19 protein-coding genes are annotated in these 20,617 nt (G+C 28.7%); all 19 read left to right on the top strand.

What is annotated here, in order from left to right; translation table 11 throughout:
• Positions 1-7: 7 nt before the first annotated feature.
• The 19 genes from GFJ41_RS13050 (at position 8) to GFJ41_RS12960 (ending at position 20,610) form a co-directional block, all read left to right on the top strand.
• Positions 8-2,416, top strand: coding sequence for a vWA domain-containing protein (locus tag GFJ41_RS13050; protein ID WP_170075537.1), 2,409 nt, complete (start codon positions 8-10; stop codon positions 2,414-2,416).
• Between the two features lie 397 nt (positions 2,417-2,813).
• Entirely contained in the window at positions 2,814-3,497 is a 684-nt protein-coding gene (locus GFJ41_RS13045) for a PepSY domain-containing protein (protein ID WP_170075536.1), read from the top strand.
• Positions 3,498-3,521: 24 nt separating this feature from the next.
• Positions 3,522-4,184 (top strand): response regulator transcription factor, encoded by a 663-nt coding sequence (locus tag GFJ41_RS13040; RefSeq protein ID WP_170075535.1) that lies wholly within the window; start codon positions 3,522-3,524, stop codon positions 4,182-4,184.
• Positions 4,181-5,542 (top strand): sensor histidine kinase, encoded by a 1,362-nt coding sequence (locus GFJ41_RS13035; RefSeq protein ID WP_170075534.1) that lies wholly within the window; start codon positions 4,181-4,183, stop codon positions 5,540-5,542. Before GFJ41_RS13040 ends, GFJ41_RS13035 begins: the two co-directional genes overlap by 4 nt.
• 121 nt (positions 5,543-5,663) lie before the next feature.
• Complete coding sequence (locus GFJ41_RS13030) at positions 5,664-6,575, top strand: LCP family protein (protein ID WP_035115236.1); 912 nt, start codon at positions 5,664-5,666, stop codon at positions 6,573-6,575.
• A gap of 295 nt (positions 6,576-6,870) precedes the next feature.
• Positions 6,871-7,590 (top strand): YveK family protein, encoded by a 720-nt coding sequence (locus GFJ41_RS13025; protein WP_170075533.1) that lies wholly within the window; start codon positions 6,871-6,873, stop codon positions 7,588-7,590.
• On the top strand, positions 7,568-8,242 hold the full coding sequence (locus GFJ41_RS13020) for a CpsD/CapB family tyrosine-protein kinase (RefSeq protein ID WP_170075532.1): 675 nt from the start codon (positions 7,568-7,570) through the stop codon (positions 8,240-8,242). Before GFJ41_RS13025 ends, GFJ41_RS13020 begins: the two co-directional genes overlap by 23 nt.
• A 123-nt stretch (positions 8,243-8,365) precedes the next feature.
• Positions 8,366-9,067, top strand: coding sequence for a hypothetical protein (locus tag GFJ41_RS13015; protein WP_170075531.1), 702 nt, complete (start codon positions 8,366-8,368; stop codon positions 9,065-9,067).
• Between the two features lie 19 nt (positions 9,068-9,086).
• Positions 9,087-9,911: a stalk domain-containing protein gene (locus GFJ41_RS13010; protein WP_170075530.1), complete on the top strand. Its 825-nt coding sequence runs from the start codon at positions 9,087-9,089 to the stop codon at positions 9,909-9,911.
• A gap of 199 nt (positions 9,912-10,110) precedes the next feature.
• A complete protein-coding gene (locus GFJ41_RS13005; RefSeq protein WP_170075529.1) occupies positions 10,111-10,803 on the top strand; it encodes a YveK family protein in 693 nt (230 codons plus the stop codon).
• Between the two features lies 1 nt (position 10,804).
• Positions 10,805-11,521, top strand: coding sequence for a CpsD/CapB family tyrosine-protein kinase (locus GFJ41_RS13000; protein ID WP_170075528.1), 717 nt, complete (start codon positions 10,805-10,807; stop codon positions 11,519-11,521).
• Between the two features lie 177 nt (positions 11,522-11,698).
• A complete protein-coding gene (locus GFJ41_RS12995) occupies positions 11,699-13,606 on the top strand; it encodes a polysaccharide biosynthesis protein (protein WP_170075527.1) in 1,908 nt (635 codons plus the stop codon).
• A gap of 3 nt (positions 13,607-13,609) precedes the next feature.
• Positions 13,610-14,806, top strand: a complete 1,197-nt coding sequence (locus tag GFJ41_RS12990) for a DegT/DnrJ/EryC1/StrS family aminotransferase (RefSeq protein ID WP_170075526.1) — start codon at positions 13,610-13,612, stop codon at positions 14,804-14,806.
• A gap of 34 nt (positions 14,807-14,840) precedes the next feature.
• Positions 14,841-15,488, top strand: coding sequence for a sugar transferase (locus tag GFJ41_RS12985; RefSeq protein WP_226890260.1), 648 nt, complete (start codon positions 14,841-14,843; stop codon positions 15,486-15,488).
• A 24-nt stretch (positions 15,489-15,512) separates the two neighbouring features.
• A complete protein-coding gene (locus GFJ41_RS12980) occupies positions 15,513-16,067 on the top strand; it encodes a GNAT family N-acetyltransferase (RefSeq protein WP_170075524.1) in 555 nt (184 codons plus the stop codon).
• A 3-nt stretch (positions 16,068-16,070) separates the two neighbouring features.
• The gene (locus GFJ41_RS12975) at positions 16,071-17,255 is read left to right on the top strand and encodes an ATP-grasp domain-containing protein (protein ID WP_206001557.1); all 1,185 of its coding nucleotides are present in this window, start codon (positions 16,071-16,073) and stop codon (positions 17,253-17,255) included.
• Between the two features lie 13 nt (positions 17,256-17,268).
• A complete protein-coding gene (locus GFJ41_RS12970) occupies positions 17,269-18,429 on the top strand; it encodes a glycosyltransferase family 4 protein (protein WP_170075523.1) in 1,161 nt (386 codons plus the stop codon).
• Entirely contained in the window at positions 18,430-19,497 is a 1,068-nt protein-coding gene (locus GFJ41_RS12965; protein WP_170075522.1) for a glycosyltransferase family 4 protein, read from the top strand.
• Positions 19,498-19,554: 57 nt separating this feature from the next.
• A complete protein-coding gene (locus tag GFJ41_RS12960) occupies positions 19,555-20,610 on the top strand; it encodes a polysaccharide biosynthesis protein (RefSeq protein WP_170075521.1) in 1,056 nt (351 codons plus the stop codon).
• Positions 20,611-20,617: the final 7 nt, after the last annotated feature.

Here is a 20,617-nt window from a genome sequence, read left to right as displayed (position 1 = left end):
ACATTAAATGAAAAAAAATAGATTAGTATCTTTTATAATGGTACTAACAATGGTAATTATAACAAGCTTAGGAAATATTGAAGGAAAATCTACTTCATATGCTCAAGAAAAAAATAATTTAACTATTAAGGAAGTAGCAAGCGAAAATCCAATACATACATTGGATAATAAACTTTTGTTAGAACAAAGTACTGAAAAAATATCAGATACACAGTTGAAATTAAATTTAAAAATAAAAGGAAATGAACAAGATGTAAATATTAAAAATACATCTTTTGAAAATAAAATATCTGACAACTTTGAAATAAGTTCAGAGAATATTTCTGTAAACGGAATTAAAGAAAAGGAAAATATAAAAAGTGAAGTAACAAACTCTAGAGATAGTATAAGCATCAACTTAGGAGATATATCTTCAAAAGAAGTAGATTTATCTTTTGAAGCAAAACTAAAAGATAATGCTCAAAAACGTGAAAATGAATCTTTAAATTTAAAATCGGAGATTAGATATAAATTAGAAAACAGTGAACAAGAAGTATTAGAAAAATTTCCTAATACTAAAGTTACTTTGGACAAAGAAGTAGAAAAAGGAAATCCAGAAGCTATACAAACAGAATATAAATCAGAACCACAAACAACACAAAATACTGAAAGATGTCAAGGTAATAAAAATTTAGAAATCAATAAAAGCGCTAAAGTAAATGAAAATGGAACATATAATATAACGTTAGAAGCAAAAGGGGAAGGATCAATTCAAAATTCTAAAAAAGCTGATATAGTGCTTGTAATAGACTCATCAGGAAGTATGAATGATAAAATAAATAAAGTAAAAAATGCAGCTAAAAATTTAAGCAAAAATATTTTAAGAGGAAGCAATGATGATCAAGTTAAAATATCTGTAGCTAACTTCTATTATAACCCTGATGAATATAATGTATGTGGTGGAAGTTCTAATCTTCAAACAGACTTTACATCTGATTTAAATACAATAAATCAAGCTATTAAAAATATACCATCAGGTGGAGGAACTCATACTCAAGATGGTATATGGAGAGCTCAAGATATGTTAAGTAGCAATAAATCAAGAAAAGATGCAAAAAAATATGTAGTATTTTTTTCAGATGGACTACCATCAGAGTCGTATCAGTGGGGATATACAGGATTTGATATACATGTTAAAAACGCACAAAGAGAGTACTATAATTACTTTACAGGATATGGATCTCCTACAAAAGTCACTATTGGAGGAATTGGATATAATCCAAATCCAAATATTTCAACTGCAGAAACTATATATGTAAATAACAATCCTAGATATAAAGATACTAAATTTTATAGTGTAGGATTATTTACTAATGCTAGTGAAAGCGAAAAAAGTCAGGCTGTTAATTTTTTAAAAACTATTCAAAATGTAATTGACCCGAGTGAATATGCAGGTAAATATTATACTCAAGATTTAAATAGTATAAATGGAATATTTAATGATATAAGTAATGAAATAAAAGAAAATATTAATGCTTCAGTAGCTAAAGAATCTGTTATACACGATGTAGTTTCAAAAGAGTTTAATATAGTGGATAAAAGCTGGAAGATAACAGATTTAGATGGAAATGAAATACAGATACCACCTGAAAATATTGTTGTATCTGAAAATTCAAAAGGGGAATATGAAATAACGTTTAAAATAGGTAATATTATTGCAAATAAAAAAGCTGGAAATGGAAAACTTACAGGGGGAGTTAAAGTAAGTTTTGATATTTCAACTAAAGATCCATACTTTGGGGGTGAGAAAATTCCCACAAATGCAAATGCAGAAATTAAATATAAAGATCCTATAAATGGAAGTGATAAGGAACAAGTATTTAATAAGCCTGTAGTTGATATACCTTATCAAACGGGAAAGGTAACTATAAAAAAAGAAATCGTAAAGAAAGATAAAAATGGAAACTGGACGGTAGCTAAAGATAGTGATGTAAATCGAAATGATAGATTTTCTATATCAATACTTGGGAACTCAGGTAGCCAAAATCATAAATATACAGTTGATTTAAATGGAAACATGGAAACGTCTATGCCTTTTTATTTAAGAGGTGAAAAAACTGATATATCTAGTAATAAGGATTTTTCTATGAACTATTTTACAGAAGGTTTATATGGTGTAGAAGAAATTTTACCTATGAATTATGAAAAAGTTCAGGTATGGATAGATGAAGATCCTGCAAATAATGGGGCTAAATGGGTTAAATTTGAAGAGTATGTAAATGATAAAGAGAATATTGAAAAAGGAAAAGTAAGAGATGGGAAGTTATTTATAGGTAAAGATAACGATAATATTAATATAAAAGTAAGTAATACTTTAGTGAATGATATGTTTTGGCAAGATAAAGCATATGTAGAAAATAAACTTAAGTATGATTAAAGACTGGGTTACTTGTGGGCTCGGGATTGAATTTATGTTTTGCTCCATACAAGCTGTGAAGATGCTTGTAAATGTCGCTGCAACATAAAATTCAATCCCTCGTCCAAGTATAACGCAGTCTTTTTTTGTGGTATGAAAAAAGAATGTCGCTGCAACATACAGCACAAATCCCGAGCCAAAAACATAAAACCAGTCTTTTTTTGTGGCATGAAAAAAGAATGTCGCGTCAACATAAAATTCAATTCCTAGCTCAAGTATAGATCAGTCTTTTTTACATAACATTAAAAAATTTTAATATTATTTTTATGTTAAGTTAATGCCTGCTTAAAGTAGTTTTCATGATGACTTTATATAATAAGTTCATAGAAAAAATTAAAACTTTATGGAGGTATTGATTATGAAAAAGGAAGATGTAATAAATAAGATAGAAAATTTAAAGGGTTATAAAGGAAAGTTTAAGAAATTTGCAGTTTTAACAATAAGTGGAGCTATTGGATTGAGTGTTTTAGGTACAGGTGCAGCTTATGCTTATGTAAAGTCGAATGAAAATTATTCACAAGCGCAATTAGAAAAGGTAGCTTTAAAGCAAATTCCAGGAGAGGTTGTTGGAGTTAAAAAAGATTTAGATGATGATAATATGTCGGTAGTGTATGAGTTTAAAATAAAAGATAAAAACAACATGTTAAATGAAATAGAGTTAGATTCAAAGACTGGTGCTATAATAGATATGGAAAATCATAACGGAAAAGATGATAAAGATTATGACAGTGATGATGAAAAAAGTTATAATTATAATGAAATAAAATCTAAGAGTAAATACTCAGAAGAAGAGTTGAAAAATATTGCATTAAAAAAGGTACAAGGTGAAGTTATTGGGGTAGATAAAGAAATAGATGATGATAGCATGTCTATAGTGTATGAGTTTAAAATAAAAGATAAAAATAATATAATAAAAGAAGTAGAGGTTGATTCAGTGAGTGGAAAAGTAGTAGATATAGAAAACTATGATTCTAACTCAGATAAAGAGAGTGAAACTATAGATGATGAAAATGCAAAACAAGATGTAAGTAATATGGATTAATAAATAAATGAGAAGGTGAGTTTTTTGTACGAAGTATTAATAGTAGAAGATGAAGAAAATATAGCATCATTTATAAACATGGAACTATCACATGAAGGATATAAAACTGAAATGTGCAATGATGGAAAAGAAGGCTTAGAAAAGGCCCTAGAAAAAGATTATGATATGATTATATTAGATTTAATGTTACCAACTTTAAACGGTCTAGAAGTCTGTAGACGTTTAAGGAAATCAAAAAACACACCTATAATAATGTTAACAGCAAGAGATAATGTTATGGATAAAGTTTCTGGACTTCAAATGGGGGCGGATGACTATATTGTAAAGCCATTTGCAATAGAGGAACTTTTAGCAAGGATAGAAACAATATTAAGAAGAGTTAATTTGAGCAATAACAACACAAGTACTTTGAAGTTTAAAGATATAAATGTAGATATAGAAGCCAGAATAGTAAAGTGTGGAGATGAAGTAGTAAACTTAACTACAACAGAATACGAACTGTTACTTCAATTAATAAGACACGAAAATAAAGTATTAACTAGAGACTACTTATTAGAACATGTATGGGGATATGATTACGATGCAGAAACTAATGTAGTAGATGTTTATATAAGGCATCTAAGATCAAAATTAAAAAATGATGATTATATACATACTGTTCGTGGTGTAGGATATGTCTTAAGATGATTATAAAGAAACTAAAATCTTTATCGACATTTTGGAGAATGACCCTTATATCGTTTATATCTATAGTAGTAATATTTTTAATAACTTATATATCTCAATTTATAGTATTTAGAGTTTGGACTATAAAATATGAAAAAGAAGAAATTAAATCAAGAGCCAATGAACTAGAAATTTTACTTAATAATAATAGTTCAGATGAAGTACAAAAAGAAATTTTAGAATCTATGAACTTAAACGCTATTATATATAATTCAGATAACAAAGAACTTTTAAATACAATGGATGAAAAACCTAAACATTTTGATTATCAAAAACCAAGTTCATACATTATAGACACTTCTTTAAGCGTAAATAACGACAAGGTAAGCTTAATAACTCCTGTGCATATAGGTAATCATAAATACTATATGTATTTAGAGCGAGAAAGTGAATTATATGATGATTTCCTGGAAAATACAATCCTTATAATTGTTTTTATGTTGATAATAGGATTAATAATAAGTTTAATAGCAGGAATATATATATCAAGACAGTTTATAAAAAAATTAAACAACTTAAGCAACACTATGAAAGAGGTACAAGAAAAAGGAATAACAAGTAGAGTATATATACAAAACCCAAAAGATGAGTTTGATAAAGTTAATATAATATTCAATGAAATGATGGACTCAGTTGAACATTCATTTGGAGTTCAAAGACAGTTTGTTCAAGACGCATCACATGAACTTAGAACGCCTTTAACCATATTAAAAGGACATTTAAAGATGTTAGATAGATGGGGAAAAAATGATCCTGAAACACTAAATAAATCGCTTAAAATAAGTTTAGATGAAGTTGATAGATTAACAAAACTTGTAAATGACTTATTAGAACTCGGGAAATTGGACAACAAAACAATAGTTGATGAAGAAATAGAAAAAATAAACTTAGAAGCTTCAATCGATCAAATTATATATGACTTTGAAGTCATAAGAAAAGATGTTGATTTTAAATTTGAGTGTGAAAAAGATGCTTATATTTATATGAACAAGAAACATTTTAAGCAACTTTTCATAATATTTATAGATAATGCTATAAAGTACTGTGAAAAAGATGAAAAGGAAATACAAATAAAAGTGTACAGAGAAAAAAGAAAAATGTACATATCTATAAAGGATAATGGCATAGGAATAGAAAAAGAAGAAATTCCAAAGATAACAGATAAATTCTATAGAGTTGATAAATCAAGAAAATATAACAATAGCTTTGGAATAGGGCTATCTATAGCAGCTCAAATAATTAATTTATACAACTATAAATTAAAAATTAAAAGTGAAGTTGGAATAGGTACAGAGATAATTATAGAATGTAATCAATAAATCAAGGATGAAAATTAAATCCTTGGTTTTACTTTTTGCTAAAGAAAAATAAGTAGCAACCGATATTTATATATGCTAATATATGGATATCTAAATTAATAATTAGTATAGGGAGGATTTTATGAGTACTTTCAAAAAAATAGTCATAGGATTAGTTATTTTCATTGTAGCTGTTCCGATGGTGGCTTTTGGATATTTTTATTTTAAGCTAAACTCTATATATGATAGTAGTGCAGCTAAAGATGTAAAAGAAAAGGTTGAAAAAGCTGATGATAAAGATGGTATAACTAATATATTATTAGCTGGAGTTGATGGAAACAATTTAGACAAGGGAAATAGATCTGATTCTATGATGGTCTTAACTATCGATGAAAAAAATAATGATATTAGAATAACTTCTCTTGCACGTGATACTTATGTTCAAATTCCAGGTTATGGAGAAGAAAAATTAACGCATGCTTACGCTTATGGAGGGCCTGCACTTTTACTTCAAACTATAGATAAAAACTTTGGACTTAAAATTGACAAGTATGCTGTTGTAAGTTTTAGCTCTTTTGAAAAAATTATAGATGCTTTAGGCGGAGTTGAAATAGATGTATTGCCTAAAGAGGTAAGTTATATTCCAGGTGTAAATAGCGCTGGTAAACAAACTTTAAATGGAGCAGAAGCTCTAGCATACAGTAGAATAAGATATGCAGATGATGCTTATCAAAGAGATAATAGACAAAGAACTGTTATGCAAGCTGCATATAACAAATTATCAAGTAATCCAGGAGATCTTATGGAAATAGGAAATACTATATTAGGATATACAAAAACTAATATACCTCCAATGGAAATATTTAAATTAGCCAATAAGGTTATAAAAATGAACTTTACAGAATTCCCACAACTTGAGTTCCCACTTGAAGGACATAGAGATGGAAAAATAGTAAGCAAAGAAAAAGGATGGGTAATCCTTTGGGATAAAGAATACAATAACGAACAACTTAAAAAATTCATATTTGATTATAAAAATTACACTCAACAATAAGTGAGGGAAAATAAAGCTATCTAAAATTTATAGTGGATATGAATAGGAAATATTAAAGTTTTGCTTCCAAAGCTGAAATGATGCTTTAAAGGTCGCTGCAATTTTAATATTTCCTATTCAATTTGATATTTACTATGTTTCAGATAGCTTTTTTATATTGTAAGAGGGATTGGGATTTTAATTTTGGCGAAACGTGTAAAAAAATTGAAAAATTTAGCTAAAAGGTGTAAAGTTTTATAATAAAGAGTCGATACATACATTGTATGGGGAAAAGCACATTAAATAGGAGGGCCACATGGAAGAAACGATAGACTTAAGGGAATATTTCCAAATAATTAAAAAACGAGCGTGGATAATCGCACTAATAACTATAATAGCAATGATAATAAGCGGACTTATAAGTTTCTTTGTATTAAAACCAGAGTATCAAGCAAGTACAACTTTAATAGTTAATGCAGAACAAAGTGCTGCAACTAATAACATGATAACAGGAGACCAGTTAAATGTTACTCAAAAGTTAACGTTAACATATGGTGAAATAATAAAATCAAAATCAGTACTAAATTCAGTAATAAATAAATTAGATTTAAACATGACTTATGATGAGTTACTTAATAGTTTGAAAGTAGAGCCAGTTAAGGATACTCAAATATTATCTATAAGCGTAACAAATACAAGTCCAACTAAGGCAATGAAAATAGCTAATGCTATACCTACAATATTTTCTAAAGAAGCAAAAAGAATAACTAATGCAAACAGTGTTGAAGTAATAGATAAGGCAAGAGTACCTGAAAAACCAGTAAAACCTAATAAGGTTATGAATGTAGCAATAGCTGGGGTTTTAGGGTTTATGATAGGACTATTCATAGTATTCTTATTAGAATTTATGGATAGAAAAATGAAAACAACTCAAGATATCGAAAAATATCTAAACTTACCTACACTAGGAGTAGTACCTAACGAAAATATAGAAAAGAAAGGTAGAAAAAAGCATGCTAAAAAAACTAATAACTAAAAGAAATCCAAAATCACCAATATCAGAAGCATATAGAACTATAAGAACTAATATAGAATATTCAAATGTAGATAAAGAAATAAAATCAATATTAGTAACAAGCTCTCAGCAAAATGAAGGTAAAAGTACAGTAATAGCTAATTTAGCAGTAAGCTTTGCTGCTATGGAAGGTAAAAAAATACTAGTAGTTGAGGGAGACTTAAGAAACCCAACAGTACACAGAATGTTTAACATAAGCAACACTCATGGTATTACAGATGTTTTAACAGGACAAAAATCATTTGATGAATGTGTTAACAAAACAGAAGTAAACGGTTTAGAAGTATTAACTTGCGGTAAAATACCTCCAAACCCAGCAGAGATGTTGGCATCGAAAAAAATGAAGATATTCTTACAATCATTAAAAGATTATTATGATTATATATTTATAGATGCACCACCAATAGGAATAATAACTGATGCAGGAATACTATCTACATATACAGACGGAAGTATATTAGTAGTTGCATCAAAAGAAGTAGATATAGAAATGGCACAAATAGCAAAAGAAAGATTAGATAAAGTAGGTGCTAACATACTAGGTGTTGTACTTAACAAGTTTGAAGACACTAATGGATCTTACGGATACTATAACTATTACTATGGAGCATAAAACTTTTAAAAAGTTACCTATTTTGAGGTAACTTTTTTATGTTAATTTCGACAGATTTAGGCAAAAAAATAAAAAAGTAAATGTTATATTATATCAGAGAGTGAAAATTAGGAGGAAATAATGATGAAGTATAAGAAAAATGAAAAACTTGTTATAGCTATAGCATGTTCTTTAACTGCAGTTGTAGTAGTAGGGTTTACACTCATGGGGGGATCTTTTAAATCAAAAGAAGAACATTACGTATCTAGAGTATCTAGTTCGAAATCAGAAATAAACATATCTAAAGATGATTATGAAATTATAAAACAAGAAGAAGAAGATGGAGTAAACACATTTGTAGTTTTAGAAAAAAAGGACTTTAATAAAGAGGAAATGGGACAACTTTCAAAAAATATAATAAAGGATATGAATAAAAATTTTAATATCTATATATTCGATGATAAAGAAAAAGCACAAGATTTCAACTACGAAGCAGATAAAACTCAAACTCTTATAAAAGCAGTAGATCAACAACAAGTAGAAATTCAAACATACCACACAATAAAAGAAGAACCTAAAAGCATACCACAGTATTATGCGGTGGAATCTATAAAAGAGCTAGATGGGAAAACTCAAATATCACTAAGTCTTGAAAGTATAAAAGAACCTGAGAAAGCATTAAGTCAAATGAAGTTTTTAGGAGAAACAATAAAGAATCTAAACAAAGATAAAAAAATTGAAAAATTAGAAATAAAAGCATATAGCAAAAATGAGCAAGCTCCAAATTGGGAATATACATCAGAAGATAAAAGCTTAGTTATACAAAATGAATTAGTAGAAATATAAAATTAGAAAGGAGTACACTATGAAAAATAAAAAAATACTAGCATTAACAACAGTAATAGCATTATCTACAACAACACTTGCATTTGCAAATGAAATAAAAATAGTTGAAAAAAATGGACACGATTATGTTCCTTTTAAAACATTAGTAAAAAAACTAGGTGGAGAAGTAAAAGAATCTAAAGAAGAATTAAAAGTAAGTGTAAATTCAAAAGAAGTAATAATTCAAAACAAATCATCTTTTGCAAAAGTAGATGAAAATTACTATCCATTAGAAGAAAAAGAAATAAACGGATACAAAATTCCAATAGATACAAAACCAATATACGAAAACAAAGAGCTATATGTATCTCCGGAATTTTTAAAAAGTGCTAACTTATTAAATTTTGATATTGAAGATGGAAAATTAATAATAAATAACAAGGTTGAAAAAGGAACTATCTCAACAGTAAAGGAAGAACCTAAAAAAGAAATGCTTCAAAGTAGCTCTGAAGTAAAAAAAGAAGAACCAAAAAAAGAGGAACCTAAAAAAGATACTCAAGAAAAGCCTCAAACAACAAAGCCTAGTAAGCCAAATAGACCGAGCAATAATCACAATAATAGTAATAATAATTCAAATAATAACACTACTAGTAAACCAGACAACAATAATTCAAGTAATAACTCAAATAATAATAACAGTAGCAACAACAATAACTCAAATAACAATAATACTGGTTCAAATAATGGGTCTAGCGAGAATGACAAAAATAATACTGAAAGTAATAATGGAAGCAATACAAATGGAGGAAATACTAGTACTGATAATTCACAAAATAATGATTCTCAAACTAGTACAGGAGAATAAAAACTAGTAAAAAATAAGAAATGTCGAAAAAAACGCTAAAGAATATTCTGAAAAAGTCGATATATGTAAAATAAAGGGAGCCTTTGTAGAAACTATATACAAATATGGATGAAAGTGCTAATATATAGCACGTAAAATAGATCAAAATAGGCAGAAAAACGAAGAAAACAAGCAGAAAAACAAGAAAATGGAGGGAAAAATGGAAGAGACTATCGACTTAAAAGAGTATTTTCAGATTATCAAAAAAAGAGCATGGATAATAGTTTTAATAACATCAGTATCAGTAATAGTAAGCGGAATCATAAGTTTTTTTGTACTAAGTCCAGTATATGAATCAAATACAACAATTTTAGTAAATAGTGACAAAGCACCTGGAACAGATATTATAACAACTGACCAAATAAACGTTTCTCAAAAGTTAGCAGTAACATATGGAGAGATAATAAAATCAAAGGCAGTATTAGATGAAGTAACAAAATCACTAGGTATAAAAGGTGGTTACGAAGAAATAACCGATAAAATAAACGTCTCGTCAGTTAATGACACTCAAATAATTTCAGTATCAGTCCAAGATACAAATCCTCAAAGAGCAGCTGATATAGCAAACGCTATACCTAAAGCATTTACTAAGGAAGTTAAGCGAATAACAAAAGCTAACAGCGTAAAGGTGATAGACAAAGGAATTGTACCCAAAACACCTATAAAACCAAATAAAATAATGAATATCGCAATTGCTGCAGTACTAGGAGTAATGATATCTTTATTTGTTATATTCTTACTTGAGTATTTAGATAATAAATTAAAGACACCTCAAGATATAGAAAAGCATTTAGGATTACCACTACTAGGAGTAATTCCTCATGAAAATAAAGGAAAGAAAGGTGGTAAATAAGATGATAAATATAACAGCATTTAATGATCCTAAATCACCAATAGCTGAAGCCTATAGAAGTATTAGAACTAATATACAATTTTCTAAACTTGACAATGAAATGAAAACGATAGTAATAACGAGTTCTAAACAAGATGAAGGAAAAACAACTGTTGCATCTAATTTAGCGGTGAGTTTTGCTTCTTTAGAAGGGAAAAGGGTTTTATTAATAGATGCAGACCTTAGAAATCCAAGTGTTCATAAAATGTTTAGCAAACCTAATGCACTAGGATTAACTGATGTATTAACAGGAAAAAAAGAGTTAAAACAATGTGTTCAAAACACAGAGTTAGAAAATTTACAAATTATAACAGCAGGTACAATTCCTCCAAATCCAGGTGAGATATTAGAATCAAAAAAAATGAGAGAATTTATAAATGGATTAAGAGATTGTTATGATTACATTTTTATAGATACACCACCAATAGGGATTATTATGGATGCAGGGGTTTTAGCTAATTACTCAGATGGAACAATTTTGGTAGTTGGAGCTAAAGATGTAGAAACAGAAAGAGCAAAAATAGCAAAAGGAAGACTAGAAAAAGTTAAAGCTAATGTAATTGGTGCCGTACTTAATAAATATATAGAAAACAATGGTTCGTATGGTTACTATAGTTATTATTATGAACAAAGTGATGGAAGCAGAGTTTCTAAGAATAAAAAGAAGAAACACAAATAAAAATTTATGCACTAAAATCGGCGAAAATTTTAGTGCACCAAACAAGTTTAACATTATGAAAATTTGAAAAATTATTGCTTAGGGGTTATGGTATCACCCTTGTAAATATATATTACGGATGCTGCCTAAGAAACTTTATATTAAATTTAAAAAATTATATTAAAAGGGGGATTAGTTATGATAGAGACTGAAATCGCAGCCCCAGAGAAAGAAAGTGTATTAGAAAATTTATTAGGTAAGTACAGAATGAGACAACTAATTTTAGTTGGAACAGATATAGCATGTATCGTGTTATCATTTATAGTTTCTACTTGGATAATATACTCACAATACGAACTAGAGCATATAGCTATGGGAGCAATCTTAATTTATACATTTGTAAGTATAGTAATTTTAGCAATATGTAGGTGTTACCATAGTTTATGGAGGTATGCAGGAGAAGAAGAACTACTTGCAATAGTATTTGCATGTACATTATCAGTAATAACAACTTGTTTAATACACATATTTATGGGAATACAATTCTCAATAACTTTTTACATTTTAAACACAATATTAACTATATCATTAACAGGAGGAACAAGGCTTCTTTATAGAACGGGTAGAAGAGTTTTAATAAGAAGTGGTTTGAAAGAGAAATCTTCAAATGTAATTATTGTAGGCGCAGGAAGTGCAGGAGAGATGGTAATCCAAGAGCTTAAAAACAATCCTCAACTTTTAAAAAAACCTATAGGAATATTAGATGATGACGTAAGTAAAAAAGGTAGAAGAATACATAATATACCTATTTTAGGAAATATAAAAGACGTACATGACCTAGTAGAAAAATATGATATTGATGAAATTATAATAGCAATAGCTAAAATAAGTAAACATGAAAAGAAACATATTATAGAAATTTGTAAACAGACAAAATGTAAACTAAGAACAATACCTGGTGTATATGAGATTATTGATGGAAAAGTAGATATAAAAAAAATCAGGGATGTTCAAATTGAAGACTTGCTAGGAAGAGAACCAATAAAAGTAAATTTAGCTGAAATGAGTGAATATCTACAAAATAAAGTAGTTTTAGTAACAGGTGGCGGAGGAAGTATTGGAAGTGAGCTATGTAGACAAGTAGCAAGTTTTAATCCGAAACAACTTATAATACTTGATAACTACGAAAATAACGCATACGCAATTCAACAAGAGTTAATAAGAAAATACGGTAGCAGTTTAAATCTTAAAACTATAATAGCATCAATTAGAGAAGAAAAGCGTATGGATGAAATATTTAATAAGTATAGACCTGATGCAGTATTCCATGCAGCAGCGCATAAGCATGTTCCGCTTATGGAAAAAAGTCCAAGTGAGGCTATAAAAAACAACATATTTGGAACAAGAAACGTAGCAACACTTGCAGATAAATACAAAGTAAAAAGATTTGTACTTATATCGACTGACAAAGCTGTTAACCCAACTAATATAATGGGTGCAACAAAAAGAGCAGCAGAAATGATAATACAAACTATGAATGAAAAAAGTGAAACAGAGTTTGTAGCAGTTAGGTTTGGAAATGTACTTGGAAGTAACGGAAGTGTTATTCCATTGTTTAAAAAGCAAATTGAAGAAGGGGGACCAGTAACTATAACTCACCCAGATATAATAAGATACTTTATGACAATACCAGAAGCTGTTCAACTTGTTATACAAGCAGGGGCTATGGCAAAAGGTGGAGAGATATTTGTTCTTGATATGGGAGATCCAGTTAAAATAGTTGATTTAGCAGATAATTTAATTAAACTTAGTGGATTTGAACCAAATGTAGATATAAAGATTAAGTTTACTGGACTTAGACCAGGAGAAAAGTTGTATGAAGAGTTACTTATGTCAGAGGAAGGATTAACTAACACTGATCATAAGAAAATATTTATTGGAAAACCAATAGATTTTGATTCAGAGAGGTGCAATATGCATTTAGAAATTTTAAAGTCTATAGTTGATAAAGAAGAAGTAGAATTAATTGATAGAGCTATGAGAGAGTTAGTTACTACTTATATAAGACCGGAAGAAGCAAATGAAAAATCACTTAAGGGGGCATAAAATATGAATATTCCATTTTCACCGCCAGATATAACGGATGTTGAAATAAATAATGTTATAGAAGTATTAAAATCTGGTTGGATTACTACGGGTCCAAAGACTAAGGAATTTGAACGAAAGATAGCTAATTACTGTACAACGAATAGAGCCATATGCTTAAACTCTGCTACTGCAGGAATGGAAATGACGTTAAGAGTTTTAGGTATAGGACCAGGAGATGAAGTTATAACAAGTGCTTATACATATACTGCATCAGCAAGTATTATACACCATATTGGAGCAAAGATAGTTTTAGTTGATACAGCAGAAGGCTCATACCAAATGGATTATAAAAAATTAAGTGAAGCTATAACAGAAAAAACAAAGGCTGTTATATGTGTTGACCTAGCAGGAGTACCTTGTGATTATGACGAGATTTTTGAAGTTGTTAATAGTAAAAAAGGCTTATTTAAAGGAAATAATGAAATACAAAAGTCTATAGGAAGAGTAACTGTAATAGCTGATGGTGCACATTCATTTGGAGCAAGTTACAAAGGTAAAATGAGTGGAAGTATAGCTGATTTTACAAGCTTTTCTTTCCATGCTGTTAAGAATCTTACTACAGCAGAAGGTGGAGCTGTTACATGGAATAGCATTGATGGAATTGATGATGAAGAAGTATACAAAAAATATAATTGCTTATCACTTCACGGACAAACAAAAGATGCATTAGCTAAGACTAAGATAGGATCTTGGGAGTATGACATATTAGAACCTGCATATAAATGCAATATGACAGATATAATGTCAGCGATAGGATTAGGACAGTTAAGTAGATATGAAGAACTACTTAAGTACAGAAAAACAATTATAAATAAATATGATGAGTTATTAAATGAAATTGATGGTGTAGAAGTACTTAAACATTTCGATGATGATTATAAATCTAGTGGTCATTTATATTTAATTAGATTAACAGGAAAAGATGAGGTATTTAGGAATGAAGTCATAGTGAAAATGGCTGAGTCAGGAATTGCAACTAATGTTCATTATAAACCACTTCCATTATTAACAGCTTATAAAAATTTAGGATTTAGCATAGAAAATTATATCAATGCTTTCAATATGTATAAAAATGAAATAACTTTACCACTTAATACAAATATGACTTTAGACGAAGTAAGCTATGTAATTAACACATTACATAAAATAATAGCCTAAAAGGAACAAATAATAATTTATGTGGAGGATATTAATGCTAATTAAAAATATTTTAGATAGATTTTTTGCGATTATATTAATAGTCTTGTTGTCTCCAATACTATTGATTATATCGTTAGCTATAAAAGTTGATAGTAGAGGGCCTATTATATTTAAACAAAGAAGATTGGGGAAAGATGGAGATCTTTTCAAAATATATAAATTTAGGACTATGTATGTAGATGCTCCTGATATAAGAAATAAAGATGGATCTACATTTAATAGTGATAATGATTGTAGAGTTACAAAGGTAGGAAAATTATTAAGAAAGACTAGTTTAGATGAATTAATGCAATTATTTAATATAGCAAAAGGTGAGATGAGCTTTATAGGACCGAGACCTGATTTACCAGAACAATTAGATAAATATACCAATAACCAGCTAAAAAAATTGAATATGAAGCCAGGTATAACAGGATATAGCCAAGCTTATTATAGAAACTCAATTATAGCGGAAGAGAAATTTAATAATGATGTTTTTTATGTTGAAAAATATAGTATAGCTCTAGATATAAAAATTTTAATAAAGACATTCACTAGTGTCATATTTAAAAAAAATATAAATAACAATGGATATTATACAATAAATGATTTAGAGATAGATTTAAATGAATTCAATAATAAAAAAAAATCAGTAGACTAAAAAAAATATTAGGAGAGATTAGAATTGATATTAGGTAGTAAGGTAGTTTTAAGAGCACTAAATAGATCGGATATGAAAAGTGTGCTAAACTGGGTAAACAATCCTCAAATTAAAAACTTAACAGGAAGTATATTTCCAGTTTCAGAAATAGAGCATGAAAAATGGTTTGAAAGTAAGATTTTAGATCCAATAAATAAAATTTTTGGAATAGAGTGTAAGGAAACATCCAACATGATTGGGATTATAGGGCTCAAAAATGTAGATTTAATAAGCAGAAATGCAGAAATGTACATATACATAGGAGATTTAAATTATTGGGGTAAAGGTTATGGAACCGATGCAACAGATAATTTAATTGAATTTTGCATAAATGATATGAATTTACATAGAGTGTACTTGTATGTATTTGATTACAACAAAAGAGCTTTAGAATCATATAAAAAATCGGGATTTAAATTAGAAGGGGTTCTAAGAGAGAGTTTTTATAGAAATGGAAGATACCATGATAAATTAATAATGTCGGTTTTAGAAGAGGATATAAAAAAAGATAGTGAAAATACAAATGAAATAAGGATGTAAACTATGAAAAAAAAAATTATTATTCTTGGAGCAAGTTTATTGCAGATACCTGCAATTAAAAAAGCAAAAGAAATGGGACTACATGTAATATCTATAGATATGGACGAAAATGCTGCGGGATTTAAATACGCAGATGAAAGCTATACTATTAGTACAAATGATGTAGAGGAAGTATTACGCATATCTAGAAAGATAAAACCAGATGCCATAATAACTATTGCATCAGATAAACCTATGATAACTGTAGCTAGGGTTGGAAAGGAGTTAGGATTAAACACTATATCAGAAAGCACATCTATAAAAGTTACAAATAAGGCAAGAATGAGAGAATGCTTAGAATATAATAAAATTCCAATTCCAAGATTTAAGGTAATTAACAATAAAGATAGTTACTTAGAATATACAGATCAAATGAGTGAAATGTTTATTGTAAAACCAGCAGATAACTCTGGAAGTAGAGGTATATTTTTAGTGAAAGATAGATGCGAAGCAATAGATGCTTACAACTATAGTTCAAAGTACTCATCAACAGGCGAAATATTAGTAGAAGAATATATAGAAGGTGCAGAGGTAAGTGTAGAGAGTCTAACGCTTAATGGAAGAACAGAAATTATATCAATAACAGATAAAAGTACAACAGGAGCACCTTATTTTGTAGAATTAGGACATTCAATACCTAGTATTCTTGATGAAAAAACGCAGCTACAAATAAAAGAAATTACAATTGGAGCTATAAAGGCACTAGGAATAAATATTGGTCCAGCTCATACAGAGATAAAAATAACTAAAGATGGACCAAAAATTATTGAAGTTGGAGCTAGACTTGGGGGAGATAATATAACTACAGATTTAGTTCCGTTATCAACTGGAATAAATATGGTAGAATGTTGTATAAAATTAGCACTAGGGCATGAAATAGAGATAAATGAAAAGAAAGATAATGGGTCTGCTATAAGATACTTTGAATCTGAGCCTGGGATTTTGAAAAACATAGAAAATTTAGATGATGTTATTACACAGCCAGGAGTAGTAGATATAGTATTCACAAAGAAAATAGGAGACAACATAACTGAAGTCAAAAGTAGTAGCGATAGAATTGGGTATGTTATTTGTCAAGCAGATACATCTACAGAGGCGATTAACTTGTGTGAAAAAGTAAAAAAAGAAATTAATATAAAGATAAATTAGAAAGGAGCATATTATGTCAAAAGTTTTAGTTACGGCTCATTTAGGCAGACATTTTAGAATTTTTGGACAAAGTGACTATAAGGTTTTACTAGATAAAGGATATGAAGTTCATATAGCTGCTAATTTTCAAAGTGAAATTGATCATTTTGAATGTTCTAATATAGTAAAACATCAAATAGATTTTGATAGAAATCCATTTAGTATGCAAAATTTAAAAGCTCTAAAGCAATTAAAAAGATTATTTGAAGAAGAAAAGTTTGAATTAATTCACTGCCAATCTCCGTCTGGAGGTGCTATTACTAGATTAGCTGCAAAAGAAACAAGAAAACGAGGAACAAAAGTTATATATACAGCTCATGGGCTACACTTTTTTCAGGGAGCTCCAAAGAAAAATTGGATAATGTATTATAATTTTGAAAAATTTTTAGGACGATACACGGATGGAATTATAGCTATAAATGAGGAGGATTATAAATCAAGCAAAGAAAAGCTAAAAATAAAAAATGTACATCATGTTCATGGAGTGGGAATTGATTTGAATAGATTTAAAAATATACCTATTTCAGAAAAACTACTGCTAAGAAAGAAGCATGGTTTTTCTGAAAAAAGTTTTATATTAATATATGTAGGAGAACTTAGCTACAGAAAAAATCAAATTATGATTATAGAAGCTATCGCTATGCTTAAAGATAAAATACCAAATATAAAATTATTATTAATAGGGACTGGTATACTAAGAGAGCAGTATGAGAAAAAATCAATTGAGTTAGGGGTAGAACAATTTGTTGAATTTTTAGGGTATAGAAATGATATTTCAGAGCTAATGGCTTTGTCTGATATAGGAGTATCTACCTCAAGGCAAGAGGGGTTACCTGTCAATGTAATGGAAGGAATGGCTAGCGGGCTTCCAATGGTAGTTACCAATTGCAGGGGAAATAGAGATTTAATAAATGATGGGGAAAATGGGTATGTAGTTTCATTAACATCAAAATCAGATTTAGCGGATAAAATCTATAATTTATATGAATCTAATGATAATAGAAAAAAATTTAGTAAAGCTAACGAAAACTTAATTCTAAGATATTCATTGCAAAATATACAGTGTGAAATGAGCAAGCTATACGAAAGTTATATTATGAAAAATGGAAATTTTACCACAAAGGATGAAAAATAAATGGATTATGATAATAAAAGAATAATGTTTATAATAGGAAGCATGAGAAGGGGTGGGGCAGAGCGAGTAATATCTATTTTAGCAAATAATTATGCTAAAAGTGGATGGGATGTAGATATTATAACTTTGCTTGATGATAGTAATGATTACGACCTTGATAGTAGAATAAATTTAAAACCAATTTTTAAATTAGGAAAATCTAAATTTATACAATTACCGAATTGGATTTTTAGTATAAGGAGACATGTAAAAGATAGTAATCCTGATTTTATCGTTTCATTTATAGCTAGAATAAATGTTATAACATTAATTTCATGCTTAGGATTAAAAAAGCCGATTATAGTTTCAGAAAGAAACGACCCGAAATCAGATGGAAGAAGCTTTTTTGTGAAAATTTCAACTTATGTGATGTATAATTTTGCCAATAAAGTTATTTTTCAAACTGAGTGGGCTAAGTCTTGTTTTCCAAAATGTATACAAAAAAATAGTATTATAATTCCTAATCCGGTTTCGGTTAAGGTAAGGCACATAGAAAGTGATAGTAAAAAAATAGTTGCAGTAGGAAGATTAGAAGAACAAAAAAATCATTCGTTACTAATAGATGTATTCAAAAATTTAAGTCTAAAATATCCAGAATATAAACTTTATATATTTGGAGAGGGAAGCTTGAAAAGTAAGTTAATTAAAAAAGTTAAGAATTTAAATCTTGAAAACTGTGTAATTTTTCCTGGAAATAAGAAGAATATTCATGAAAATATAGTAGATGCAGAAGTATTTGTACTATCATCTAACTATGAGGGACTTTCAAATGCGCTTTTAGAAGCGATGGCAATGGGAATCCCGTGTATATCTACCAATTGTGCAGGATCGAATGAAATTATTATAGATGAAAAAAATGGATTATTAGTACCGATAAAATCGGAGAAAGATTTAGAAAATGCAATTGAAAGGCTTATATTAAATAAAAACTTGAGATTAAGTTTAGGAGAAAATGCATATAGTTCAATGAAAAACTTAAATTTAACTAATATTTTAAACTTATGGAATGATACAATAATAAATTCTTAAATTTATAATAAGTTTATAGGATTGTTAATAAAAATAGAAAGTAGAGGCTACGTAATTATGTTTAAAAATAAAATACTTTTGATAACTGGAGGTACTGGATCTTTTGGGAATGCTGTATTAGATAGGTTTTTAGATACAGATATAAAAGAAATACGAATATTCAGCAGAGATGAAAAGAAACAAGAAGATATGAGGAGAACTTATAGGAATGATAAGTTAAAGTTTTATATAGGAGACGTAAGAGATTACAATAGCATAGACTATGCATTAAAAGGTGTTGATTATGTATTCCATGCAGCAGCATTAAAGCAAGTTCCATCTTGCGAATTTTACCCAATGCAAGCTGTACAGACTAATGTAGTAGGAACTGAAAATGTATTAAATGCATGTATACATAATAAGGTCAAAAGAGTTGTATGCTTAAGTACAGATAAAGCTGCGTATCCAATTAATGCTATGGGGATATCTAAAGCTATGATGGAGAAAGTCGCGATAGCAAAAGCTAGACAAGTTGATCCAAAAGATACGCTTATAACTGTAACAAGATATGGAAATGTTATGGCATCTAGAGGATCAGTAATACCTTTATTTATAGATCAAATGAGAAGATGCGAAGATATAACAGTAACAGATCCTAATATGACAAGATTTATGATGAGTTTACCTGATGCAGTTGAGTTAGTTTTATATGCATTTGAGAACGGAAGACAGGGAGATTTATTCATACAAAAAGCTCCAGCAGCAACAATAGAGTGTTTAGCACAAGCCATGAAAGAATTATTTGGATCAGAAGAAACAGGAATTAAAATAATTGGAACTAGACATGGTGAAAAATTATATGAAACATTAGCAACAAGAGAAGAGTTAGGAAAATCTGAGGATTGCGGAGACTACTTCAGAATATATTCAGACAATAGAGATTTAAATTATGACAATTATTTTAGTGATGGAAAAGAAAATGTATCTATATTAGATGATTACCACTCACACAACACACATAGACTAAATGTTCAAGAAATGAAAGAGTTACTATTGAAATTGGATTATATAAAAGAAGAGTTAGCTAATTTTGAAGAAGAAAGAAGACTTAGTGAAGTTGCAATGACCAAATAATATATTT

Source organism: Paraclostridium dentum, assembly GCF_012922555.1.
GTDB classification, from domain to species: domain Bacteria; phylum Bacillota; class Clostridia; order Peptostreptococcales; family Peptostreptococcaceae; genus Paraclostridium; species Paraclostridium dentum.
The sequence above is the reverse complement of the archived record's forward strand: the minus strand, read 5'-3'. Positions and strand labels throughout refer to the sequence as shown.